Annotated in this window: 25 protein-coding genes; 17 read left to right on the forward strand and 8 right to left on the reverse strand. The window is 60.2% G+C overall.

The annotated features are described in order from the left end of the window. The first annotated feature begins 1 nt into the window (after position 1). The 16 genes from livM (at position 2) to ureG (ending at position 13,448) form a co-directional block, all read left to right on the forward strand. A complete protein-coding gene (gene livM / locus PH547_RS05850; protein ID WP_104824004.1) occupies positions 2-1,393 on the forward strand; it encodes a high-affinity branched-chain amino acid ABC transporter permease LivM in 1,392 nt (463 codons plus the stop codon). Continuing rightward, positions 1,393-2,268, forward strand: a complete 876-nt coding sequence (locus PH547_RS05855; protein ID WP_104824003.1) for an ABC transporter ATP-binding protein — start codon at positions 1,393-1,395, stop codon at positions 2,266-2,268. Before livM ends, PH547_RS05855 begins: the two co-directional genes overlap by 1 nt. Further along, complete coding sequence (locus PH547_RS05860; RefSeq protein WP_028751911.1) at positions 2,265-2,993, forward strand: ABC transporter ATP-binding protein; 729 nt, start codon at positions 2,265-2,267, stop codon at positions 2,991-2,993. The genes PH547_RS05855 and PH547_RS05860 overlap by 4 nt, the downstream gene beginning before the upstream one ends. A 24-nt stretch (positions 2,994-3,017) precedes the next feature. Beyond that, positions 3,018-3,371 carry a DUF6867 family protein gene (locus PH547_RS05865; protein ID WP_104824002.1) on the forward strand — a complete coding sequence of 118 codons (354 nt, stop codon included), beginning with the start codon at positions 3,018-3,020 and terminating at the stop codon, positions 3,369-3,371. Positions 3,372-3,554: 183 nt separating this feature from the next. Next, complete coding sequence (locus PH547_RS05870; protein ID WP_104824001.1) at positions 3,555-4,676, forward strand: branched-chain amino acid ABC transporter substrate-binding protein; 1,122 nt, start codon at positions 3,555-3,557, stop codon at positions 4,674-4,676. A gap of 151 nt (positions 4,677-4,827) precedes the next feature. Next, the gene (locus PH547_RS05875; protein WP_104824000.1) at positions 4,828-5,799 is read left to right on the forward strand and encodes a 2-hydroxyacid dehydrogenase; all 972 of its coding nucleotides are present in this window, start codon (positions 4,828-4,830) and stop codon (positions 5,797-5,799) included. 199 nt (positions 5,800-5,998) lie between these two features. Next, a complete protein-coding gene (locus tag PH547_RS05880) occupies positions 5,999-6,820 on the forward strand; it encodes an urease accessory protein UreD (RefSeq protein ID WP_104823999.1) in 822 nt (273 codons plus the stop codon). Between the two features lie 31 nt (positions 6,821-6,851). Further along, positions 6,852-7,154 carry an urease subunit gamma gene (locus tag PH547_RS05885; RefSeq protein WP_104823998.1) on the forward strand — a complete coding sequence of 101 codons (303 nt, stop codon included), beginning with the start codon at positions 6,852-6,854 and terminating at the stop codon, positions 7,152-7,154. Positions 7,155-7,174: 20 nt separating this feature from the next. Beyond that, positions 7,175-7,480 (forward strand): urease subunit beta, encoded by a 306-nt coding sequence (locus PH547_RS05890; RefSeq protein ID WP_104823997.1) that lies wholly within the window; start codon positions 7,175-7,177, stop codon positions 7,478-7,480. 20 nt (positions 7,481-7,500) lie between these two features. Beyond that, complete coding sequence (locus tag PH547_RS05895; protein WP_104823996.1) at positions 7,501-7,938, forward strand: lysozyme inhibitor LprI family protein; 438 nt, start codon at positions 7,501-7,503, stop codon at positions 7,936-7,938. A gap of 17 nt (positions 7,939-7,955) precedes the next feature. Next, complete coding sequence (locus tag PH547_RS05900) at positions 7,956-8,579, forward strand: Urease operon accessory protein (protein ID WP_104825180.1); 624 nt, start codon at positions 7,956-7,958, stop codon at positions 8,577-8,579. A gap of 3 nt (positions 8,580-8,582) precedes the next feature. After that, positions 8,583-10,295: an urease subunit alpha gene (ureC, locus tag PH547_RS05905; RefSeq protein WP_104823995.1), complete on the forward strand. Its 1,713-nt coding sequence runs from the start codon at positions 8,583-8,585 to the stop codon at positions 10,293-10,295. Positions 10,296-10,573: 278 nt separating this feature from the next. Continuing rightward, positions 10,574-11,434, forward strand: coding sequence for a GGDEF domain-containing protein (locus tag PH547_RS05910; RefSeq protein WP_104823994.1), 861 nt, complete (start codon positions 10,574-10,576; stop codon positions 11,432-11,434). A 79-nt stretch (positions 11,435-11,513) separates the two neighbouring features. After that, entirely contained in the window at positions 11,514-12,038 is a 525-nt protein-coding gene (ureE, locus tag PH547_RS05915; protein ID WP_104823993.1) for an urease accessory protein UreE, read from the forward strand. Positions 12,039-12,043: 5 nt separating this feature from the next. Next, positions 12,044-12,730: an urease accessory protein UreF gene (locus tag PH547_RS05920; protein ID WP_104825179.1), complete on the forward strand. Its 687-nt coding sequence runs from the start codon at positions 12,044-12,046 to the stop codon at positions 12,728-12,730. Positions 12,731-12,836: 106 nt separating this feature from the next. Further along, positions 12,837-13,448, forward strand: a complete 612-nt coding sequence (ureG, locus tag PH547_RS05925; protein WP_104823992.1) for an urease accessory protein UreG — start codon at positions 12,837-12,839, stop codon at positions 13,446-13,448. Between the two features lie 39 nt (positions 13,449-13,487). Here ureG and PH547_RS05930 read toward each other — a convergent pair whose 3' ends face one another. The 7 genes from PH547_RS05930 to PH547_RS05960 form a co-directional block, all read right to left on the reverse strand. After that, positions 13,488-16,814, reverse strand: a complete 3,327-nt coding sequence (locus tag PH547_RS05930; RefSeq protein ID WP_260303092.1) for an efflux RND transporter permease subunit — start codon at positions 16,812-16,814, stop codon at positions 13,488-13,490. 14 nt (positions 16,815-16,828) lie between these two features. Beyond that, a complete protein-coding gene (locus tag PH547_RS05935; RefSeq protein ID WP_104823990.1) occupies positions 16,829-18,019 on the reverse strand; it encodes an efflux RND transporter periplasmic adaptor subunit in 1,191 nt (396 codons plus the stop codon). A gap of 400 nt (positions 18,020-18,419) precedes the next feature. Continuing rightward, a complete protein-coding gene (locus PH547_RS05940; protein ID WP_104823989.1) occupies positions 18,420-19,388 on the reverse strand; it encodes an ABC transporter substrate-binding protein in 969 nt (322 codons plus the stop codon). A gap of 56 nt (positions 19,389-19,444) precedes the next feature. Next, on the reverse strand, positions 19,445-20,578 hold the full coding sequence (locus tag PH547_RS05945; RefSeq protein ID WP_285167759.1) for an ABC transporter permease: 1,134 nt from the start codon (positions 20,576-20,578) through the stop codon (positions 19,445-19,447). Then, the gene (locus tag PH547_RS05950; protein WP_285167893.1) at positions 20,575-21,462 is read right to left on the reverse strand and encodes an ABC transporter permease; all 888 of its coding nucleotides are present in this window, start codon (positions 21,460-21,462) and stop codon (positions 20,575-20,577) included. The genes PH547_RS05945 and PH547_RS05950 overlap by 4 nt, the downstream gene beginning before the upstream one ends. Positions 21,463-21,464: 2 nt before the next feature. Beyond that, entirely contained in the window at positions 21,465-21,800 is a 336-nt protein-coding gene (locus PH547_RS05955; protein WP_285167760.1) for a hypothetical protein, read from the reverse strand. A gap of 9 nt (positions 21,801-21,809) precedes the next feature. Further along, positions 21,810-22,601 (reverse strand): ABC transporter ATP-binding protein, encoded by a 792-nt coding sequence (locus PH547_RS05960; RefSeq protein ID WP_285167761.1) that lies wholly within the window; start codon positions 22,599-22,601, stop codon positions 21,810-21,812. A 124-nt stretch (positions 22,602-22,725) separates the two neighbouring features. Here PH547_RS05960 and PH547_RS05965 point away from each other — a divergent pair, with 124 nt between their 5' ends. Then, positions 22,726-23,139: a cupin domain-containing protein gene (locus PH547_RS05965; protein ID WP_104823984.1), complete on the forward strand. Its 414-nt coding sequence runs from the start codon at positions 22,726-22,728 to the stop codon at positions 23,137-23,139. A gap of 30 nt (positions 23,140-23,169) precedes the next feature. Here PH547_RS05965 and hydA read toward each other — a convergent pair whose 3' ends face one another. Further along, positions 23,170-24,624, reverse strand: a complete 1,455-nt coding sequence (hydA, locus tag PH547_RS05970) for a dihydropyrimidinase (RefSeq protein ID WP_285167762.1) — start codon at positions 24,622-24,624, stop codon at positions 23,170-23,172. Positions 24,625-24,654: the final 30 nt, after the last annotated feature.

Consider the following 24,654-nt stretch of genomic DNA (forward strand, 5'->3'; position numbering starts at 1 on the left):
CATGGCAAGTTCAAATTTCGTTCCAGGCAAGACCGCGCCCGGCCTTGTCCAGAAAGGCATTACCGACGCCCTTTGGACAGCGGTCATCGCATTCGGCATGTTCGTGCTCTATATCGGCCTTAAGACCGATCAGAACATCGACAACCAGCTCATCATCGTTCAACGCTGGGGCCTCTTGGCATCCATCGTCGCGATTGCCGCCGCAGGGCGGTTCGTCATGACGGTGTTCGTGCAGCCCAGGCTGGCGGCCATGAAGGCGGCCAAGGCGAAGGCTCCGCCCGTCGAAGCCGAACCCGGCTTCATTTCGAAGAACTTCAACGCGATAGCGCTGGGTTTCCTGCTGATCTATCCGCTATTGGCGCTGGCGATTTTCGGTGCTCAGGGATCGCTGACCTATGTCGATAATTTCGGCATCCAGATCCTGATCTACGTGATGCTTGCCTGGGGTCTGAACATCGTCGTCGGACTCGCCGGCCTACTCGACCTCGGCTATGTCGCCTTCTATGCCGTCGGAGCTTATTCCTACGCGCTGCTGTCGACGCATTTCGGCCTATCCTTCTGGATCCTGCTGCCCTTGTCCGGCATCTTCGCCGGGTTGTGGGGCATGATCCTTGGCTTCCCGGTGCTGCGTCTGCGCGGCGACTATCTGGCCATCGTGACGCTGGCTTTCGGCGAAATCATCCGCATCGTCATCACCAACTGGACGGATGTCACCCGCGGTAGTTTCGGCATTTCCAACATAACGAAGGCCTCGCTGTTCGGCCTTTATACGTTCGATATGAAGGATCCGCACAATTTCGTTCGGACCTTCGGCCTGTCGATCTCGTCGGCTTGGTACAAGATCTTCCTGTTCTACGTCATCCTGGCGCTCTGCATGCTGACCGCCTATGTGACGATCCGGCTGCGCCGGATGCCGATCGGCCGTGCGTGGGAAGCCTTGCGCGAAGATGAAATCGCCTGCCGCTCGCTCGGCATCAACACGGTGACGACCAAGCTGACTGCATTCGCGACCGGCGCGATGTTCGGCGGCTTCGCCGGCTCGTTCTTTGCAGCCCGTCAGGGTTTCGTCTCGCCGGAATCCTTCGTCTTCCTCGAGTCCGCGGTCATCCTCGCCATCGTCGTTCTCGGCGGCATGGGCTCGTTGAAGGGCATCGCCATCGCCGCAATCGCCATGGTCGGCGGCACGGAATTGCTGCGCGACATGGGCTTCCTGAAGATAATTTTCGGTGCCGATTTCACTCCGGAACTCTACCGCATGCTGATTTTCGGCCTGGCGATGGTCGTCGTCATGATCGTGAAACCGCGCGGCTTCGTCGGCACTCGTGAGCCGACCGCCTTCCTCAAGGAGCGGAAAGCGGTCTCCGGCAGCTTTACAAAGGAGGGCCACGGCTGATGAACGCTGTGACCACAACCCCCGACGACGTCCTGCTGAAAGTCGATCATCTTTCGATGAAGTTCGGCGGCCTGATGGCGATCAACGACTTCTCCTTCGAGGCCAAGCGCGGCGATATCACTGCGCTGATCGGCCCGAACGGCGCCGGCAAGACCACCGTCTTCAATTGCATCACCGGTTTCTACAAGCCGACGATGGGCATGATCACGCTCAACCAGAAAAGCGGCAAGCAATTCCTCCTGGAGCGGCTGCCGGATTTCCGGATCACGCGTGAAGCCAAGGTGGCGCGCACGTTCCAGAACATCCGCCTGTTCTCGGGCCTGACCGTGCTTGAAAACCTGCTGGTTGCTCAACACAATAAGCTCATGCGCGCGTCTGGCTTTACCGTGCTTGGTCTGCTCGGCATCGGCAAATATCGCGCCGAGGCCAAGAATGCCATCGAACTGGCGCGCTTCTGGCTGGAGAAGGCGGATCTCGTCGATCGCGCCGACGACCCGGCCGGCGATCTTCCTTACGGCGCGCAACGCCGTCTCGAAATCGCCCGCGCCATGTGCACCGGGCCTGAGCTTCTGTGCCTGGACGAGCCGGCCGCCGGTCTCAACCCGCGCGAGTCGCTGGTGCTCAACGAATTCCTGCGCAGCATCCGCAAGGATGCCGACACGTCGATCCTTCTGATCGAACACGACATGTCGGTGGTCATGGAAATCTCCGACCACGTCGTCGTGCTCGAATACGGGCAGAAGATTGCCGATGGTACGCCGGACGAGGTCAAGAACGATCCGAGGGTGATCGCGGCCTATCTGGGTGTGGAAGATGAAGAAGTGGAAGAGGTGATTGCCGAAGTCGAGCACCTCCAAGAGGGCGAACAGCGATGACGGGGCAACCGCTTCTGAAAGTTGAAGGCGTCGAAACCTATTACGGCAATATCCGCGCCCTTGCCGGCGTCAATGTCGAAGTCAACAGCGGCGAAATCGTCAGTCTGATCGGCGCCAACGGTGCCGGCAAGTCGACATTAATGATGACGATCTGCGGCAGCCCGCAGGCCCGCAATGGTTCGGTGACCTTCGATGGCCGCGACATTACCCATATGCCGACCCACGAGATCGCCCGGCTGCGTATTGCGCAGTCGCCCGAAGGGCGGCGCATCTTCCCGCGCATGACGGTCTACGAGAACCTACAAATGGGCGCAAGCCTCGACAAACTCAAATATTTCAATGAGGACGTCGAGAAGATCTTCACCCTGTTTCCGCGCCTGAAGGAACGTCAGTCGCAGCGCGGCGGTACGCTGTCGGGCGGCGAACAGCAGATGCTGTCGATCGGCCGCGCGTTGATGGCCCGCCCGAAGCTGCTTCTGCTCGACGAGCCCTCGCTTGGCCTTGCGCCGCTGATCGTCAAGGGGATTTTCGAAGCCATCAAGGTTCTGAACAAGAGCCAGGGGCTCACCGTCTTCCTGGTCGAGCAGAACGCGTTTGCGGCCCTGAAGCTCTCCGACCGCGCCTATGTCATGGTCAACGGCCGGGTGACGATGAGCGGCTCCGGCAAGGAACTGCTTGCCAATCCGGAAGTGCGCTCCGCCTATCTCGAAGGCGGCCACCATTGAGCCTCGTTTTGCGGAGAATTTGATATGCAGGGACTTTTCTTCGAAAGCGATACCGGCGGGCGCCTCGTCATTCGTGTGGTTATCGTTCTTTTGGGTTTCTGGACGGCGTGGCGCGCCGGCCGCGCCGTGGCGAGCAACTGGAACTCCTACCCGCTGGCGGTCATCTATACTTTCCTGATCGGCCTCGGGCTGCAATTCCTGCATCACGCGCTGTTCAACGGCCCGGTATTCGACCTCGGCAACTATATTCTCGACGTGGTCCTTCTCCTCATCTTCTCGACGGCCAGCTATCGCTACCGCCGCACCTACCAGATGGTGAACAACTACTACTGGCTCTACGAAAAGACCTCGGCCTTTTCGTGGAAGAAGAAGAATTGACAGTGCGCCGAAACTAGGCTCAGTCTGAATACAAGGTGGGCTTGATCCTATCCGAAAACCGCTCGACATTTTTCGGGATCCTGTCCTCCCTACTTCGAAATACAAGCTTACCGGCGCGATGATTGGTGGGTATTGCGCAGGGCAACTCAAACGGAACCCGCTCAAAAAATTGGGAGTAACAATATGAAGAAGTATCTTCTGTCGGCCGTGGCTCTGTCGGCGATGATCGCGCTCAGCGGCGTTGCGAAGGCTGACATCATCGTTGGCGTTGCAGGCCCGCTGACGGGTGCAAATGCTGCGTTCGGCTCTCAGCTCCAAAAGGGTGCCGAGCAGGCCGTAGCGGACATCAACGCTGCCGGTGGCATCAACGGTGAAAAGATCAAGCTCGAACTCGGCGACGACGTTTCCGACGCCAAGCAGGGCGTTTCGGTCGCCAACAAGTTCGTCGCTGACGGCGTCAAGTTCGTTGTCGGCCACTTCAACTCGGGCGTTTCCATCCCGGCTTCGGAAGTTTATGCCGAAAACGGCATCCTTCAGATCACCCCGGCTTCCACCAACCCGGTATTCACCGAACGTGGCCTGTGGAACACCTTCCGTACCTGCGGTCGTGATGACCAGCAGGGTGCCGTTGCCGGCAAGTACATCGCCGACAACTTCAAGGGTGCCAAGGTTGCCGTCGTTCACGACAAGACCCCCTATGGCCAGGGCCTTGCCGACGAAACCAAGAAGAACCTCAACGCTGCCGGCGTGAAGGAAGTTCTCTACGAAGGCATCACCCCCGGCGACAAGGACTATTCGGCCCTCATCGCCAAGATGAAGCAAGCTGGTGTCGACTTCGTCTACTACGGCGGTCTGCACACCGAAGCCGGCCTGATCATGCGCCAGATGGCCGACCAGGGCGTCAAGGCTCACTTCATGTCCGGTGACGGTATCGTCTCGAACGAGCTGGCTTCGATCGCCGGCGACGCCGTTGACGGCACGCTGATGACCTTCGCGCCGGATCCGCGCAAGAACCCGGCTTCCAAGGATCTGGTCGCCAAGTTCCGCGCTGCGGGCTATGAGCCGGAAGGCTACACGCTCTATGCGTATGCTGCCATGCAGGTCATCGCCGACGCCGCAAAGGCTGCCGGCTCCAACGACCCGATGGCCGTTGCCGACGCGCTGAAGGCAAAGGGTCCGTACAAGACCGCCATCGGCGAACTCGGCTTCAACGAAAAGGGCGACATCACCCGTCCGGACTACGTGATGTACAAGTGGTCGAAGGGTTCCGACGGCAAGTACAACTACGCCGAAATGGAAAAATAAGCATCTGCATCGCCGGCTTTCCGGTGATGCGTTCGATCTGGAAGCCCGGTCATTGGCCGGGCTTCTTTGCATTCAAGCTGTGATGACAGCATTTCCTTTGCGGCGATCGTGCTCTAAGTCTGAGCCTATCTCGGCAGGAGGAAGATGCAGCATGACCAGACCCCGTATTCTCGTCACCCGGCGCTGGCCGGCCGCGGTGGAGGCCGTACTTTCCGAGCGCTTCGAAGCGACGTTCAATTCGGATGATATAGCGCTCGATGCCCGGCAGTTGCGCGAGGCCCTGCTATCTTATGATGCGGTGCTGCCGACCGTTTCCGATAGACTGCCGGCCGCGCTTTTCGAAGGCGATGCCATCAGGACAAAAATCGTCGGCAATTTCGGCGTGGGCTTCAATCATATCGACGTCGCTTCCGCCAAGGCCAAGGGCATCGTCGTCACCAACACGCCGGGGGTGCTGACCGATTGTACCGCCGATATCGCCATTCTGCTGCTGCTGTCCGTGGCGCGCCGCGCCGGGGAAGGGGAACGCGAGCTGCGTGCCGGCGAATGGAGCGGCTGGCGGCCGACGCACTTGATCGGCACGAAGGTCACCGGCAAAACCGTCGGCATCATCGGTTTCGGCCGCATCGGCAAGGCTTTCGCGCAGCGCTGTCATTTCGGTTTCGGCATGGAGGTCGTCTTCTATAATCGCTCTGCGGTCGATCCGATGGAAGCAACGCGGTACGGCGCGGTGCAATTGCCGACGATCGAGGATGTGCTTGCAGCCTCCGATTTCGTGTCGTTGCATTGCCCTGGCGGCGCCGAGAACCGTCACCTGATGAATGCTGCCCGTTTCGCCGCCATGAAGCCTGGCGCCTTCCTGATCAACACCGCCCGCGGCGATGTCGTCGACGAGGCAGCGCTGATTTCAGCCCTGGAGCAAGGCACCATCCGTGGCGCCGGCCTCGACGTCTATGAAGCGGAGCCGAATGTGCCGGAGAAATTGAAGGCGATGGAGAATGTCGTGCTGCTGCCGCATCTTGGCAGCGCGACCGAAGAGACGCGCACGGCCATGGGAATGAAGGTGGTGGACAATATCACCGCTTTTTTCGAAGGGCGCGAGCCGCCGGATCGGGTGGCTTGATTCCGTCGGCGCTGCCTTTACCGCCGTAGAAGCGCAGCCATTGCCACTCTTTTCATCGTCTGGCGAAAAATGCAGCGGATGCCAGCCGCAGCAGACCGGTGTTCTAGGGCGTTGCATAAGGCACAGAAATTGCTTGCCTTTACTCCTTGACGGGTTTCAAAGACCGGCGATGGCATGATGTGAGGAGCGCAGAGGCAGGATGGCGATGGCAGCGGCGAGCACAAGACCGCAGAGGGCGCGCGGGCGCGGCCATCTGGCGGCCAAGGCGCTTGATGGGCGCACGCGCCTTGCCGAACTTTTCCAAGAAGGTGCGGCGAAGATTCGCCTGCCTGACACGTTCGACAATTCCATGGAAGCCGTCATCATCAACACCGCCGGCGGGTTGACCGGCGGCGACCGGATGGATTGGAGCATCGTCGCGGGACCCGGCACACGCATCGATGTGACCACCCAGGCCTGCGAGAAAATCTATAAAGCATCCGCAGGCACCGCTGAAGTCGTGACTTCGATCAAGGTCGATACTGACGCGCGTGTCGATTGGTTGCCGCAGGAAACCATTCTGTTCGATCGCGCCTCGCTGTCGCGCAGGCTCGATGTCGATCTTGACGAGACCGCCGAATTTCTGGCCGTCGAGGCAATTTTGCTGGGCCGCAAGGCGATGGGCGAGGCGATGGTGCGGGGGCTGTTTCGCGACCGCTGGCGCATCCGCCGCGCCGACCGGTTGATCCATGCCGAGGAGCTGAGGCTCGATGGCGATGTCGCAGCGTTGACGGCCGAACATGCCGTTCTGAGCGGCCAGGTTGCCTTTGCGACTCTGCTCTATGCCGGGCCGCTGGCGGAGACCTATCTCGCCAAGGTGCGGCCGCTCGTTGGGGAGCATATGGGCGGTGCCAGCCAATGGCGCGACAAGCTGGTGGTACGGCTGGCGGCGTCCGACGGCTTCGCACTTAGAAAAATCCTGATCCCGGTCATTTCCGCCTTGCGTAACGGAACGCCAGTGCCGAAAGTCTGGAATCTGTAGTTCGAGCAAATAGCAATTACATAGGTAGGCGATGAACCTCACTCCGAGAGAAAAAGATAAGCTGTTGATTTCCATGGCGGCAATGGTGGCACGGCGGCGGCTGGAGCGCGGCGTCAAGCTCAACCATCCGGAAGCCATCGCGCTGATCACCGACTTCGTCGTCGAAGGTGCCCGCGACGGCCGCCCGGTCGCCGAACTGATGGAAGCGGGCGCCCATGTCATCACCCGCGAGCAGGTGATGGAGGGAATTGCCGAGATGATCCATGACGTACAGGTCGAGGCGACGTTTCCGGATGGAACGAAGCTCGTGACCGTGCACGAGCCGATCCGCTGAACGACGGCAGAGGAAAAACCATGATTCCAGGCGAAATTCTTGCCGCAAGCGGCGATATCGAACTGAACGCCGGCGCGCCGACGATAACGCTGGAGGTCTCCAATACCGGCGACCGGCCGGTGCAGGTGGGCAGCCACTATCATTTTGCCGAAACGAACGGTGGTCTTGCCTTTGACCGCGACAAAGCCAAGGGCATGCGTCTCGATATCCCCGCAGGGACCGCAGTGCGTTTCGAGCCGGGCCAGACGCGCTCGGTGACGCTGATCCCGCTCTCCGGCAAGCGCGAGGTCTACGGCTTCCGCCAGCAGATCATGGGCAAACTCTGAGGCTAACGGGGAGAGGCGGTATGTCTTTGAGAATGCTTGCGTCCGGTGCATGTGTTGCGATGGTTTTGATGTGCGGCTCGGCCCATGCGCAAAACGATACGGACCAGCCGGAGGTCGATTGCAATAATGCAGAGACGCAGATGGACATGAACATCTGCTCGCAGCGCGACTACGACAAGGCCGACAAGGCTTTGAACGAGCAATACAAAAAGACGCGTGCGGCCATGGTTGCCACCGATGCCGATCTCGATGCCGACCAAAAAGGCGCCGAAAAGGCATTGGTCAAGGCGCAACGCGCCTGGGTCGACTATCGCGATGGCCAATGCGAAGCGGAGGGCTTCGAGGCGAGAGGCGGTTCTATGGAGCCCATGCTCGTTTCCGGATGCAAGGCGACCTTGACGAAGCAGCGGACCAAAGAGCTAAAGGCACTGGCCGATGGGCCGGAGGGTGCGCAGTGAGCGCAAAACGCAGGATCATGATCGTCGGCAACGGCGAGATCGCAGAAGCGGCGGCGAAAGAGATCGCCGCCGCCGATCTGGTCGTGCGTTTCAACGATTGCCGTTCCGTTGCGTTGAGCGGCAGCCGCACCGATATCGTCGCGGTCTGCAACACCGGCCGACCGGCGCGAGCGATGCTCGGTTCTGCCGAATGGCGCAACAGTCCGCCGATCGCCGCCGCGTCGGAAATCTGGAGCGTCCGTGACCCTCGCAAGTTTGCTGCGCTACGCGCGCCACTGGCGTTGTCGCATCCGGAACTCAACGATTTCTGCGATGACTACACGGATCAATTCACCGCTTTCTGTAATGCCACACGCAAACGTCATGTGGTTATCGACCAATCGGTTCATGAGAGCGTCGATGAAGCGCTCGCGGCGCACGAACCGGGTGCCTATATCGTGCCGAGCAGCGGCATGGTTGTCATTGCCGATCTGCTTTTGCGCTATCCAGATGATGACATCGCCATCACCGGCTTCAGCCATACCGGATGGGATGGCCATCCGTTTGCGGCGGAGAAACGGCTGGTCGACTTTTATATTTCCCTCGGTCGCCTGAGGCGCATCGCCAACAAGACTCCCATTCTTTCCTCCCAAGGAGCCTGATTTATGCCCTATAAGATTTCCCGCGCGGCCTATGCCAACATGTTCGGGCCGACCACCGGCGATAAGGTGCGGCTTGCCGATACGGAACTTTTCATCGAGGTGGAGAAGGATTTCACCACCTATGGCGAGGAGGTGAAGTTCGGCGGCGGCAAGGTCATTCGTGACGGCATGGGGCAGAGCCAGGTGACGCGGGCGAACGGTGCTGTCGACACCGTCATCACCAACGCGCTGATCGTCGATACCTGGGGGATCGTTAAGGCTGATATCGGCCTCAAGGACGGCAGGATCGTCGCGATCGGCAAGGCCGGCAATCCGGACATGCAGCCGGGCGTCAACATCATCGTGGGTCCGGGCACGGAGGCGATCGCAGGTGAGGGCAAGATCGTCACGGCTGGCGGTATGGACAGCCATATCCACTTCATCTGCCCGCAGCAGATCGAAGAGGCGCTGATGAGCGGGCTGACGACCATGCTGGGCGGCGGCACGGGACCGGCGCACGGAACGCTCGCCACCACCTGCACGCCCGGCCCATGGCATATTGCCCGCATGATCGAGGCTGCCGACGCCTTTCCGATGAACCTCGCCTTTGCCGGCAAGGGCAATGCCTCGCTGCCCGGCGCGCTCGAGGAGATGGTGCTTGCCGGCGCCACCTCGTTGAAGCTGCACGAGGATTGGGGGACGACGCCCGGCGCGATCGACTGCTGCCTCACGGTCGCCGATGCATATGATGTGCAGGTGATGATCCACACGGATACGTTGAACGAAAGTGGCTTCGTCGAAGACACGATCGGCGCCATCAAGGGCCGTACCATCCATGCGTTTCATACCGAAGGGGCAGGCGGCGGCCATGCGCCCGACATCATCAAGATCTGCGGCCAGTCGAATGTCATACCGTCGTCGACCAATCCGACGCGTCCCTATACGGTTAACACGATTGCCGAGCATCTCGACATGTTGATGGTCTGCCATCACCTGTCGCCGTCGATCCCGGAAGACATTGCTTTCGCCGAAAGCCGCATCCGCAAGGAGACGATTGCGGCGGAAGACATTCTTCACGATATCGGTGCCTTCTCGATCATTTCGTCCGACAGCCAGGCCATGGGCCGCGTCGGCGAAGTGGCGATCCGAACCTGGCAGACCGCCGACAAGATGAAGCGCCAGCGCGGCCGCCTTGCCCAGGAAACCGGCGACAACGACAATTTCCGCGTCAAACGCTATATCGCCAAATACACGATCAATCCGGCGATCGCCCATGGCCTCAGCCATGAGATCGGCTCGATCGAAGCCGGCAAGCGCGCCGATCTGGTGATCTGGAACCCGGCCTTCTTCGGAGTGAAGCCGGATATGGTCCTGCTCGGCGGCTCGATCGCAGCCGCTCCCATGGGCGATCCGAACGCCTCCATCCCGACGCCGCAGCCGGTGCATTACCGCCCGATGTTTGCCTCTTTTGGCAAGAGCCTGACAAACTCCTCGGTTACTTTCGTGTCGCAGGCTTCGCTCGACGCCGGACTTGCCGGAAGGCTCGGCGTCGCCAAGAGCCTTGTTGCCGTCAAGAATACCCGCGGGGGGATTTCCAAGGCGTCGATGGTTCACAACAGCCTGACGCCGCATATCGAAGTGGATCCGGAGACCTATGAAGTGCGCGCCGATGGCGAGCTTCTGACCTGCGAGCCGGCGACGGTGCTGCCGATGGCGCAACGTTATTTCCTGTTTTAACGGGAACTGCGACGTTTCATCGCCTGTGGATTACGAGAGCCCCTGGATTTCAGGGGTTTTTCGTGAAGACCCCAAACTATTGCAGCATAATCAGAGACTTGTATCGGCGCTCGTTCGCGTCGCAACCTCACGTAAGGGCACGCGTGAGTTTGATGCCAAATCTCAGCAGTTCATAAGTTGAGAAATGTCCAGCATTTTAACGATCGCGTTAAAGACCTGGAAGAGCGTTCGCCCCTATCTCAAATCATCGAATTGATGGGCTGAGGAAGGTGATTCGCATGAAACGGTGGATTTCGCTGCAGGCCGAACTCGGTAATTTCCAGCAGCGTCGCACGATATATATTTTCGCGCTAAAGATGAGTTTTCTAGCGGTCATCCTGTCCGTCGCCATCATTCTCGTGATGCTGCCAGTCGTCGAATGGCTTGGCCTGTTGCCGTTGCCGATACTGGAGGCGATCCGCCTCTGCCTGCTGCTCGCCTGGCTCATCGGCGGAACGGTCTCCGGCGTATTGGCGCTGCTGGCCGGCTATGCCATTCACAAGCTCGCGGTCTCACGCGCCGAATTCGAACGGCTGAGCCGAACCGACATGTTGTCGGGATTGCTGAACCGTCGCGCTTTTACCGATGCGCTGGAGGAGGCGAAAGACGATGCCTCGCTGGTGATCTTCGATGTCGATCGATTCAAGACGATCAATGACCGCTACGGGCATGCTTCGGGCGATGCCGTCATCATCGCCGTGTCGCAAATCTTTTCTGGCATCTTCAAGGGCAGGGATGTGATTGCCCGCCTCGGCGGCGAGGAGTTTGGCGCCATCGTCCATGGCCGCGACATGGCCGAACGCATCGCCCGCATCGAGGGCGTGAAAACGCGGATTGCCGATCACGCCATCGCCGTCGAAGGCGGCGCAGTGAAGATCACTATTTCCGCAGGGATTGCGGATATGTGGGGCGAGCGCAAGAAGGAACTCGTCTATGCCGCCGCGGACAAGGCGCTGTATCTCGCCAAGGCGCTTGGCCGCAATCGTGTCGTTCATGAAAGCGAATGGCTGAACCATGTCTGGCAACGCCGGTCGGTCGAGGAGGGACAAGAAACGGCGCCCGACCATGTGGAGCCGCATCGATACGGCCATGGAATATAGATCTGCGAAACCGGCACTGGTCCTTGCGCGGAAAGCGGCTATTTTGCATGGTCTGATAAAGTTTTGAACTGGACAGGTCATGCTACGCGTCACTTCCTATCTGCCGGCCGGCACCCCATCCTCCAATCCGATCGATCGTGTCGTGCTGCCGCATGATCTCCGGCATCTGCGCCGCAAACTGCTGCATCTCGAAAATGGCGAGATGGTCATGCTCGATCTGAAGGAGCCGGTTCTGTTTGCCAACGGTGATCTTTTGGTGCGCGAAGACGGCGAATTGATCGAAATCGTCGCCGCGGCGGAAAAGCTGTTCGAGATCAAGCCGCGCGATCGCCGGCATCTGATCGAGCTCGCCTGGCATCTCGGCAATCGGCATCTTTCGGCACAGATCGAGGAAGACCGTATCCTCATCCTGCGCGATCATGTCATTCGCTCCATGCTCGAAGGCCTCGGCGCAACGGTAACCGAGGTCAGCGAAGCCTTCCAGCCGGCGCGTGGCGCCTATCATGCTCATGGCGGCCATTCGCACGGTCACGATCACGGGCATCATGATCATGCCCATAATCATGATCACGGGCATGACCATCACGATCATTCGCGCGACTGAACATGATGGGCGGGATTTCAGCGGCGGAGGATGGCGATCTGCAGGCGCTTTTGCGGCTGATGGCTTGGCTGTCGCCGGCTTTCCCCGTCGGTTCCTTCGCCTATTCGGGCGGGCTGGAACGCGCTGTCCATGATGGTCTGGTGCGGGACACGGCGAGCCTTCGGGATTGGATCGTCGCATTGATCCGCCATGGCTCGGTCTGGAACGATGCTGTCTTGCTTGCTGAGGCGCATGGCGCGGCCGAGGATGCGGCGCGGCTGGCCGCGGCGGCCGAGCTTGCCGAAGCACTGGCCGGCTCGAAGGAGCGCCATCAGGAGACCATGCTGCTCGGCGAAGCTTTTCTTTCCGCCGCCAGCGCCTGGCCGCATCCGGTCTTTTCCATGCTGCCGGCGAAAACGGCTTATCCGGTGGCGGTCGGTGCTGTGGCTGGCGCGCATGACATCGCAAGGGAAAAGGCACTCGCGGCTTTCCTGCATGCGCTGGCGTCGCAGATGCTGTCGGCCGGTATTCGCCTCGGGGTGACTGGACAGAAGGACGGTGTCGCGATCCTGGCGGCGCTGGGAGACGTCATCGCCGAGGTCGCAAAGCGGGCGGCGCAATCGAGCCTAGACGATCTCGGTGCCGCGACCGTGCAGGCTGACATTGCCAGCCTTCGTCATGAGACGCAGGGCACCCGGCTCTTTCGATCCTGAGGGAAGGGCGCAGGCAAATATTACGATCGAAGCAGAGCCTACGTCATTCGCCGCTGTGCGAGACGCGTTTGCCTCGCTATTCTATGTTTTTATCGGAGTTTCGAGCATGAAATCGAGAAATGGACCCTTACGCGTCGGCATCGGCGGGCCTGTCGGCTCGGGCAAGACGGCGTTGACCGAAAAGCTTTGTAAGGCAATGCGCGACGATTATTCCGTCGCGGTGGTGACCAACGATATCTACACGACCGAGGATGCCGAGGCCCTGGTGCGCATGCAGGCGCTGACCTCGGATCGGATCGTCGGCGTCGAAACCGGCGGTTGCCCGCACACCGCCATTCGCGAAGACGCGACGATCAACCTGCAGGCCATCGCCGGCCTCAACGAGCGGCTTCCCGATCTCGACGTCGTCTTCATCGAATCCGGCGGCGATAATCTGGCGGCGACCTTTTCGCCGGATCTCGCCGATATCACCATTTATGTGATCTCGGTCTGCCAGGGCGAGGAAATTCCGCGCAAGGGCGGTCCCGGCATTACCAAATCCGACCTTCTCGTCATCAACAAGAAGGACCTCGCGCCCTTCGTCGACGTCAATCTCGACGTCATGGACCGCGATGCGACTCGCATGCGCCAGGCCCGTCCCTTCGTGTTCTCCGATATGAAACGCGGCGATGGCGTCGGAACGATCGTCGACTTCCTAAAGGAACAGGGCGGCCTGTAAGCCGCCCCGCCATTGTCTTCCGTTTCCCGATTTGCCGCTCTATTCGGCGGCGAACGGTGGCAGCTTCAGGATATTCGTCTTGGCGGACGCACCGCGCTGCGGGACGTCCTTGTTTTCCATGGCGTCGAAACGTTCTTCCAACGCTGTGAGCGACTTGCGGTTTTCGTCGACGGCTGCTGCCAGTTTTTCCTTGGTCAGAACCTCGTCGTTCACATCCTTCTTGCCGACGAGGCGGCCGAAAAGCCAGGCAAGCAGGCGCGACAGGTCGTCCATGATCAGGAAGAAGGACGGCACGACCACCAGGCTGAGGACGGTCGAGACGATGATGCCGCCGATCACCGCGATCGCCATCGGCGCGCGGAACGTGCCGCCTTCGCCGACGCCGAGCGCCGACGGCAACATGCCGGCGGACATGGCGATCGAGGTCATGATGATCGGCCGTGCGCGCTTGCGGCCGGCCTCGACCACGGCCTCCAGTCGCGGCATGCCATGGTGCATCATTTCGATGGCGAAATCGACGAGCAGAATGGCGTTCTTGGTGACGATACCCATCAGCATCAGGATGCCGATCATGACGGGCATGGAGAGAGCATTGCCGGTCACGATCAGCGCCAGCGCCACGCCACCGATCGCCAGAGGCAGCGACAGCAGGATGGTGAAAGGCTGGATCACGTCCTTGAACAGCAGCACCAGCACGGTCAGAACGAGCAGAAGGCCGAGCAGCATGGCGTTGCCGAAGCTCTGCTGCATTTCCTTCTGGACCTTGGTGTCACCGCTTTCCGCCAGATGGACGCTGGCCGGGATCTTGGCGCTGTTGACGGTGGCGAGGAAATGGCTTGAAGCCGTGTCTAGCGCCACGCCCTGCGGCAGGTCGGCGCCGATCGCGACGACGCGATAGCGGTTGTTGCGCTTGATCGAAGAGAGGCCTTCCGAATAGTCGATATCGGCCACGCTCGACATCGGCACAGACGCGCCGGTGGCGGTCTTGATGCGCAATGCCCGGATCGCGGCAAGATCGCGGCGCATGCCGATTGCAGCCTGCACGCGGATGGGGATCTGGCGGTCATCGAGCGAAATCTTGGCAAGCGACGCGTCGATATCGCCGATGGTCGCAACGCGCACCGTGTCGGAAATCATCTGCGGCGTAATGCCAAGACGGGCAGCCTCGTCCTTGCGCGGATAGACTTGCAGCTCCGGCCGGGGCAGGGCGCCGTCGGCGCTGACATTGGCAAGCGCCGGATCGGTGCGCAACTTGGCTTCGAGGATGCCGACTGCTTCGTTCAGATCCTTCTCGTTGCGGGAGAGGAAGTTGTAGGTCAGGTCACGGTCGCCGCGGTCATTAAGCTTGGTGATGCGGACGTCGGGGATCGAGCGCAGCTTGGCGAAGACTTCCTTCTCGACCTCCCACTGCGGCTTCACGCGCCCATGGACGGCAACCTTCGGCAGGTAGGGGCCGATCACGGGCAGCGAACCCGCCACATCGTTGACCAGCTTCTTGACGAGCGATTGGTCGAGCTTGCCGAGCGTCAGCGTTACCGTGGCGCGGCGCAGCTCCAGATCGCCCTTCGGCGAGGCGCCGCCAAGGACGAACACATTCTCGACGCCATCGATATCCTTGACGCGCCTGTAAATCTCGTTGGTTGCCTGCTCTGTGTCGTCGAGCCGGGCATTCGGCGGCAGTTCGGCCGACAGCACGATGCGGGAGGAATCATCCGGCGGGATGAAGCTGCCGGGCACGAACATGATCAGAGCGAAGACGGAGGCAACGGAGAATGCAAAGGCCGCAAGCAATGTCGGATAGCGCGTATACCATCTCTTGGTCGTTATCCGAACCAGCCAGCTATAGCCGCGCATGAACCGGCCGTCATTGTCGTGATGGTCCTCGACGGCATCTTCGGCGCGCATGAAATAGGCGGCCATCATCGGCGTGATGAGGCGCGCGACCAGCAGCGAGAAGAATACCGAGAAGGCGACCGTCAGGCCGAACTGGATGAAATATTGGCCGGGAATGCCCGGCATGAAGGAGACGGGCACGAAGACGGCGATGATGGTAAAGGTCGTCGCAATGACCGCGAGGCCGATTTCATCAGCGGCGTCGATCGCAGCGCGATAGGGCGTCTTGCCCATCTTGATATGGCGGGCAATGTTCTCGATCTCGACGATGGCGTCGTCGACGAGAATACCGGTCGCCAGCGTCAGCGCCAGGAAGCTGACCAGGTTCAGCGAGAAGCCGATCTGGTTCATGACCCAGAAGGTGGGGATCGCCGAAAGCGGCAGGGCAACGGCCGAAATCAACGTCGCTCGCCAATTCTTGAGGAACAGGAAGACGACGATGACCGCCAGCAACGCGCCTTCCAGCAGCGTGTGCATTGCCGCTTCGTAGTTGCCGTAGGTGTAATAGACCGCGTCGTCGATCATCTCGATCGAGACATTCGGATTTTCGGCCCGCACCTTGGTCAGGGTGTCGTCCACGGTCTTGGCGACGGATACTTCGCTGGCACCCTTGGCGCGGAACACGCCGAAGGTCACGACGGGCGCGCTGTTGAAGCGCGAGAAGGACTTCGGCTCCTGATAGGTATCCTTGATGACGCCGAGATCGGAGAGCTTGACGAAACGGCCGTTGGTCAAGGCTATGGTGGTGTCGGCGAGCTGGGCGACATCGCGGGCATCGCCAAGGACGCGGATTGCCTGCTCGCTGCCGGCCACCTGGCCGCGACCGGAGCCGAGATCGATGTTGGTGCCGCGCAACTGCTGGCTCACCGAAAGCGCGGTGATGCCATAGGCATTCAGCTTGTTCGGATCGAGTTCGATGCGCACTTCGCGGTCGGCGCCGCCATAGCGGTCGACGCGGCCGATACCGGTCTGACCTTGCAGCGCGCGCTTGACCGTATCGTCAACAAACCAGGACAGTTCTTCGAGCGACATATTCGGCGAGGAAACGGCAAAGCTCTGGATCGCCTGGCCTTCGACATCCACCTTGGAGACAATCGGCTCGTCGATGGTCGACGGCAGATTACCGCGAATGCGGTCGATCGCGTCCTTGGTATCCTGAACGGCCTGCTGCGTCGGCACTTCCAGGCGGAAGATGACCACGGTCTGCGACTGTCCGTCGGTCACCGTCGATTGGATCTCGTCGATACCGTTAATGCTGGCGACGGCGTCTTCGACTTCCTTCGTCACCTGCATTTCGAGTTCGGCAGGCGAGGCACCGCTCTGCGTCACGGTCACGTTGACGACTGGCACGTCGATATTCGGAAAACGGGTGATCGGCAGATTGAAGAAGGCGTGCGCGCCCACCACCATCAGCAGGAAAAAGGCCAGAAGCGACGCGATCGGATTTCGGATGGACCAGGCGGAAAAGTTCATCTTGCCGTTCTCGTTCAGTTGGACGCTTGCGGAGCTTCTTTGACAGGCGTGATGTGATCACCGTCGCGGACATAGGCGCCGGCTTTGGCGACGACTTCGTCACCATCCTTCAGGCCCTTGACGATCTCGACGTAAGCGCCATCCTGAATGCCGGTCTGGACATTGACGAATTTGACGACGCCACTCTCTACCTTGCGGGCGGAAGAGCCATTTTCGTCGCTGTTGACCGCCGTCAGCGGCAGGGAGACGCCCTGTGTCTCGCGGATGATGATCTCGGCGCTGCCATACATGCCCGCGCGCGCCTTTTCGTCGTCATCGATGGAGATGTGGACGGCGCCGAGGCGGGTAACGGCATCGACGATCGGCGCCACCAGGCGGACGGAGCCGGTGAGTTTTTCGCGGCTGCCGGAAAGCGAAATCAACGCCTTCTGGCCAAGGGTAATTTTGGTGATGTCGCTTTCGGAGACATCGACCACCAGCTCCAGATCGCTGTCGCGGATGATGGTAAACAGCGGGTCCCCACTGCCGTTGGCGATGGCTCCCATGCGGGCGTTACGCGAGGCGACCGTGCCGGCGACCGGGGTTTTGACGCCCGTGCGGGCGAGCTTCAGATCGGTATCGGCGATCTGGCTGTCGATGACCTTGAGATCGGCTTCGGCAACTGCGATCGCCTGTTCGGCGGAGGCCACGCGCGCCTTGTTGGCGGCGGCCGTCGCATTCGCCTGCTCGACCGAGGACGTCGAGACGGTGCCCTTGGCACCCATGGCGACCGCGCGGACGCGCTGTAATTCCGCCTCCTCGGCATTGGCATGGGCCTCGGTGAGCTGCGCGCGAAGCTGGGCGAGCGTTGCTTCGCCCTTGGCCTTCGTTGCTTCCATCTGGCTCTTCTGCAGGACCAGCGCATCGTCGTTCAGCGTGGCGAGCGTGCTGTTCGCCTCGACCTTGTCGCCGACATCGGCATTGAGCGAACGGATCGACAGGCCGTCCACCTGCGGCTGGATATAGACCTCGTCCACGGCTTTCACCGTGCCGGTTGCGACGACCTTGTCGGTCAATTTGCGCGTCACAGCCTGTGTAACGACGATTGCAGGCAGGTTCTGCTTCGGCGTGGTGACGGTGGGCTCTTCGGCAAAGGCCGCCGGCGCCGTCAGGAGAACAAGCAACATCGCAGTCGTGCTCAGAAATCTATGCGGCTTAAAGGCCATGCGTCCAATTCCAGTTCGGTACTTCGTGTAAAAGGGATCTCGCTGTTTTCCGTCGCGAGCACGGGGGATTAATGCGTGCGGGCCGGCTCTTTCCGGCGGATCAATATCCGTCTGTCATGCCTGCAAGTCCCTCATCCTCAATTTGCCCCATTAGGTGGGAACGATTTCCAAATCTTGCAAGATCACGAGAAAATGATTTCTGGCGCGCGCGTAATTCTAATGGGCGTTGCATCGCGAATCAATCACGCGCTCGTGATATTTGCATTCAGATGCTTGATCGACGCATGGCTTTTCAGGCAAATGCGGCGACAAAGCCAGCCTTTTATCATCCCTGTTACAAAATGAAAAAAACGCGCGTGGCATAGGCCCCGCGCGTTTCTCCCGTTTTTTGAAGCCAGCCCTATTTCAGCGCGGCGTCGGTGATCTCATGCGTATAAGCACCGGTCGGCTTCTTGCTGATGATCTTCTGGTCGAGAAGGGCGGCGACCGTGCGGTCGTAGAGTTTCTCGTCGAGCTTGCCGTTGCCGATCAGCTTGGCGACTTCGCCCATCATGCGCTTCTGATGGTTTTCGTCCTGACCGCCATTGTCCATGACGATTTCGGCGGCTTCATCCGGATGTTCGACGGCGTATTTCCAGCCCTTCATCGAAGCACGAACGAACTTGACCATGTTGGCCTTGAACTTAGCGTCCTTCAGCTTGGTCTCGTTGACATAGAGGCCGTCTTCCAGAAGGTCGTTGCCGAGCTTGCTATAGTTGAAGACGATCAGATCTTCCGGCTTGAAGCCGGCATCGACCGCCTGCCAGTATTCGTTATAGGTCATGACCGAGATGCAGTCGGCCTGCTTCTGGACGAGCGGCTGAACGTCGAAGCTCTGCTTCAGGACAGTGACGCCATCCTTGCCGCCGTCGGTTTTCAGGCCGATCTTGTGCATCCAGGCGAAGAAGGGATATTCGTTGCCGAAGAACCAGACGCCGAGCGTATGGCCCTTGAAATCGGCTTCGGTCTTCACCGGACCGTCCTTCGGGCAGATCAGCTCAAGGCCGGACTTGTCGTAGGGCTGGGCGATGTTGATCAGCGGCACGCCCTTTTCGCGGGCAACCAGAGCGCCGCCCATCCAGTCGACGATGACATCGGCGCCGCCGCCGGCGATCACCTGCTCCGGCGCGATATCCGGGCCGCCCGGCTTGATGTCAACGTCGAGGCCTTCCTCCTTGTAGAAGCCCTTGTCCTTGGCGACGAAGTAGCCGCCGAACTGACCCTGCGCCACCCATTTCAACTGGAGCGTCACCTTGTCGGCAGCCATCGCCGCCTGCGCTGCGGCCAACGCCATCGCGCTTGCCATCAATGCGACCATCAGTTTTTTCATATTTTTTGTCCTTTTCCCTCTGAAGTTATGCCCTGATCCCTTGGCAGGATCCTGAACTACGTCTTTCCACCACGGATAGACGGATGCCAGAACGTCGTCATCCGTTCGAGAACGGCGACGATACCGTAGAAGACGGAACCCGCAACCGCGGCAACCGCGATCTCGGCCCAGACCATGTCGAGGTTCAACCGACCGTTTTCGGTCGAGATGCGAAAGCCCATGCCCGACATGGGTGTACCAAAGAACTCTGCCACGATGGCACCGATAAGGGCCAACGTCGAGTTGATCTTTAGCGCATTGAAAATAAAGGGAGCCGCGGCGGGCAGGCGAAGCTTGAACAGCGTCTGCCAATAGTTCGATGCATAGGTGCGCATGAGATCGCGCTCCATATGACCGGCGGCGGCGAGGCCGGCAACCGTGTTCACCAGCATCGGGAAGAAGGTCATGATGACGACGACGGCCGCTTTCGACTGCCAATCGAAGCCGAACCACATGACCATGATCGGCGCGACGCCGATGATTGGCAGAGCGGAGACCAGATTGCCGATCGGCAGCAGGCCGCGACGCAGGAAGGCGAAGCGATCGGCAAGGATGGCGACGATAAAGCCGCTGGAGCAACCGATGATGTAGCCGATCAGAACCGATCGGAAGATCGTCTGTTGAACATCCGTCCAGAGAATCGACATGGAGCCGGCAATCCGCGCGCCGATGGCGCTTGGCGGCGGCAGGAGGATGAAAGGAATACCGGCCCCGCGTGTCACCGCTTCCCAGATGACGATGATCCACACGCCGAAGATCACGGGAATCAGCAACCGTAACGTATAGCCGTCGGCAGTCGAGGGAGACTGGATGATAGAAAGGATGGAAACGCTACGCCAGGCGAGCAGCCAGGCCGCGGCCAGCAGGAAGAAAAACGATGCAAGAGCGTTGCCTTCGTTGCCCGATATTCCAGCCAGCAACAGCCAGGCGGCTGCGTGCGCGGCAAAGAAGAGGATCGCCGCGCAGAGCGTTGCTGACAGGTTCATGAAGGAACTAATGGCCGCGGCACCAATGAGAATGAAAATGACAAAAGTGGTCCCGCTACTGAAGGGCGTGGCGGTATCGGTGGTAAGCAGCGGCAGAGCTGGGAGTGCCGCAAGGCAAAGAAGAAGGGAGAGCGTGCTTTGCCACGACAAATGAAGATTTTTCATGCCGCGCGACCTCCCATGGCGTGATCGACGATACGCGCTGCGATACTGACGACGGCAATCAACACGGCCGCCAGTATCGAGCCGGCGACGAGCGTCGCCCATATATCGATCGTCAGGCTTTGGTAGGAGCCTGCGAGCAGCTTGGCACCGATGCCGGCGACGGCGCCCGTTGGCAGTTCACCAACGATGGTACCGGTGAGGCTGGCAGCGATTGCAACTTTCATCGAGGTGAAGAGAAAAGGGACCGAAGCGGGCACGCGCAGCTTCCAAAATGTCTGCGCGGCACTGGCATTGTAGGTGCGCATCAGATCGAGGTGCATGACCTCCGGCGACCGCAATCCCTTCACCATGCCGACGGCGACGGGGAAGAAGGAGAGGTAGGTCGACACCAGCGCCTTGGGAATGAGACCGGTGATGCCGATCGAACCCAATACGACAACGACCATTGGTGCGATGGCGAGGATCGGCACGGTTTGCGAGGCGATGATCCAGGGCATCAGGCTGCGATCGAGCGCGACGACATGCACGATACCGACGGCGATCAGAATACCGAGAAACGTACCGAAGGCGAAACCGACCGCAGTGGAGGACAATGTCACCCAGGCATTGTAGACGAGACTGCGGTTGCTTGTCGGCGCGCGAAGGAAGGTGTTTTCAAAGACGTTCTGCGCCACCTGATGCGGCGCCGGCAGGATCGGCTTCGGCTGTGACAGCGTTTTGCCGATGAATTCCATCGTCGTCGGGGTGACGTTGGCGCGCCGGTCGAGATCGCGCTGGAAGGGCGTGTTGAGAATAACGGCAAAGGCGTACCACAACAGGATGATTGCCAGTATGATGGTCGTAACCGGCACGAATTTGTGCTTGAAGAATTGCTCCTTCTCCATGGTCACGCCCCTCTTTCCGTCGGAAACAGCATCAGCGCCATCGCGACGATGCCGAGCCCAACGCCGGCAAGTTGCGGCATGCTGAGCCGCTCGCCAAAGACGACGAAGGCAACGATATTGACGACCACGAGCTGGGCGATGGCAGAGGCGGAAATCGCCAGGCCCAGTCCGCCCTCGCGCATTAGCCGGACCATCATCAAATTGCCCACACAATAGAGAATGAGGGCCAGGACGAGGATCAATATGTTGTTGTTGGCGATATAAGCCCGCGAAGCGGTCGCGCCACCGATGAAGATCGCCATGGCGCCGGTAAGCCAGAGGAGGAATTGCGGGTTCATGATGCGATCCTATTCCCCATAGCTGTGTCCTGCCCTCAGCCCTTCGCGGACACGATGGGCGATCTCCAGGAATTCAGGGGTTTCACGAATGTCCAGCGGGCGTTCGAGCGGAAGGGTGGAGTCGATGATATCGGTGACACGGCCGGGACGGGGCGACATGACGACGATCTTCGTGGAGAGATAAACCGCCTCCGGGATCGAGTGCGTCACGAAACAGATGGTCTTGTTCGTTCGCTTCCAGAGCTTCAGCAGCTCCTCGTTGAGGTGGTCACGGACGATTTCGTCGAGGGCGCCGAAGGGCTCGTCCATCAGCAGCAGGTCGGCGTCGAAGGCGAGCGCACGGGCGATCGAGGCGCGCTGCTGCATGCCGCCGGAGAGCTGCCAGGGGTATTTGTGCGCGAAACCGGTGAGATTGACCAGATCCAGCGTCTGCGCGATGCGCTTGGCATGATCACTTCTGGGATAGCCCATAATTTCCAGCGGCAGAGCGATATTCTTTTCGATCGTGCGCCAGGGATAAAGGGCGGGCGCCTGAAAGACATACCCGTAGGCGCGGTTGGTGCGCGCCTCTTCCGGCGTCATGCCATTGACGGTGATGTCGCCGGAGGTCTTGCGCTCGAGATCCGCGATGACCCGCAGAAACGTGGTCTTGCCACAGCCGGACGGGCCGATGAAGGAGACGAAATCGCCCTTGCGCACGTCGAGATCGACATTGCTCAGCGCATGCACCGGCCCGTCATTTGTCTCGTAGGTGAGGCAGAGGTTCCGCGCGGAGACGACGGAGGGAGCGGATGACGTCATTAACACCTACCAGTCATGTTTTCGCCGCGCAGTCGGGGCGGATTGCGTGTTATTCTACGTGGCATCGCGGTGGTTTTAGAACCTAAGGACGCCGAAGATCTATCGAATTTTATGGAGGAATGGCATGAGCGTTTCATCGAAGCCCACCTGCCGCATCGTGCAGCCCGGCAGTACCTATGCCGGGAAACAGGGCTTCAACTACTTCGAAGGGATCGCCGCCGAGACAGTGGGCTCGACCGGCATCTGCATGCATCTCCTGACGATCCCGCCGGGCGGACGCGCCAAGGCGCATCTGCATGCCGCGCATGAGACAGCGATCTACGCGCTGTCCGGCGAGACGCATTGCTGGTTCGGCGATGAGCTGGAAGAGCATGTTGTCGTTCACGCCGGCGAGATGTTCTATATTCCGGCCGGTGTTCCGCATCTGCCCGCCAATCTCAGCGACCGGCCGGCGACAGCCATCATCGCCCGCACCGATCCGAACGAGCAGGAAAGTGTCGTCCTGCTGCCGGATCTGGAGCGGTATGTGCCGTTGTGAGCTGATGGAGCGGAACGCCGTCGCCAAGCGTCACACTCCGCTTGCCGGAATGCCGCTGCGCTGAACCTTGCGCGGCGCCGTGACGTCTTTCCAGGTCGAGAGTGCGCGGTTGACGGCGGTGAAAGGCTCGCGCTTGACGAACTCGCCATGGCCCTGCTGCGTTTTGACCGTGCTTTCCTCGATGGCAACCACGCCGCGGGTCAGCGTATAGCGCGGCAGGCCCGTCACTTGCTTGCCTTCGAAGACATTGTAGTCGATCGCCGATTGCTGCGTGTTGGCGCTGATGGTCTTCGAACGCTTCGGGTCCCAGACGACGATGTCGGCATCGGCACCAACGAGGATTGCGCCCTTCTTCGGATAGATGTTGAGGATTTTGGCGATGTTGGTCGATGTCACCGCCACGAACTCGTTCATGGTCAGGCGGCCGGTGTTGACGCCATTGGTCCAGAGCATCGGCATGCGGTCTTCGAGGCCGCCGGTGCCGTTCGGGATCTTGGTGAAATCGCCGAGGCCAAAACGCTTCTGTTCGGTCGTGAAGGCGCAATGGTCGGTGGCGACCACCTGTAGCGAGCCGGAGGCGAGGCCGGCCCAGAGGCTGTCCTGATGTTGCTTGTTACGGAAGGGCGGCGACATGACGCGGCGAGCGGCATGGTCCCAATCGGCATTCGCATATTCGCTTTCATCAAGCGTCAGGTGCTGGATCAGCGGTTCGCCATAGACGCGCATTCCCTTCTGACGGGCGCGGCGGATGGCTTCGTGCGCCTGTTCGCAGGAGGTATGAACGATGTAGACCGGGCTGCCGGCCATGTCGGCGATCATGATGGCGCGGTTTGTCGCTTCGCCTTCGACTTCGGCGGGACGGGAATAGGCATGCGCTTCCGGACCGTTATTGCCTTCGGCAAGCAGTTTTGCCTGCATCTGCGCGACCACGTCGCCATTCTCGGCGTGAACGAGTGGCAGCGCGCCGAGTTCGGCGCAGCGCTGGAAGGAGGAGAACATCTCGTCGTCATCCACCATCAGGGCGCCCTTATAGGCCATGAAGTGCTTGAAGGTGTTGATACCCTTCTCGCGGACGACGGCTTCCATCTCGTTGAAGACTTGCTCGCTCCACCAGGTAATTGCCATGTGGAAGGAGTAGTCGCAGTTCGCCCGCGTGGACTTGTTGTCCCACATGGTCAGCGCTTCGAGCAGCGACTGGCCTGGCGAGGGCAGGGCAAAATCCACCACCATCGTCGTGCCGCCGGCAAGGGCAGCTCGCGTACCGCTCTCGAAATCGTCGGAGGAATAGGTGCCCATGAATGGCATTTCGAGATGCGTATGCGGATCGATGCCGCCCGGCATGACATAACAGCCCGAAGCATCGAGCACTTCATTGCCGGACAGGTTCTGCCCGATCTCGACGATCTTGCCGCCTTCGACCTTGACGTCGGCCTTATAGGTCAAATCGGCCGTGACGATGGTTCCACCCTTGATGACTGTGCTCATGGTGTCTGCTCCCGATATGTGAAATTCTGG

Origin of the sequence: Rhizobium cerradonense (assembly GCF_030182455.1) — a bacterium.
Lineage (GTDB): Bacteria > Pseudomonadota > Alphaproteobacteria > Rhizobiales > Rhizobiaceae > Rhizobium.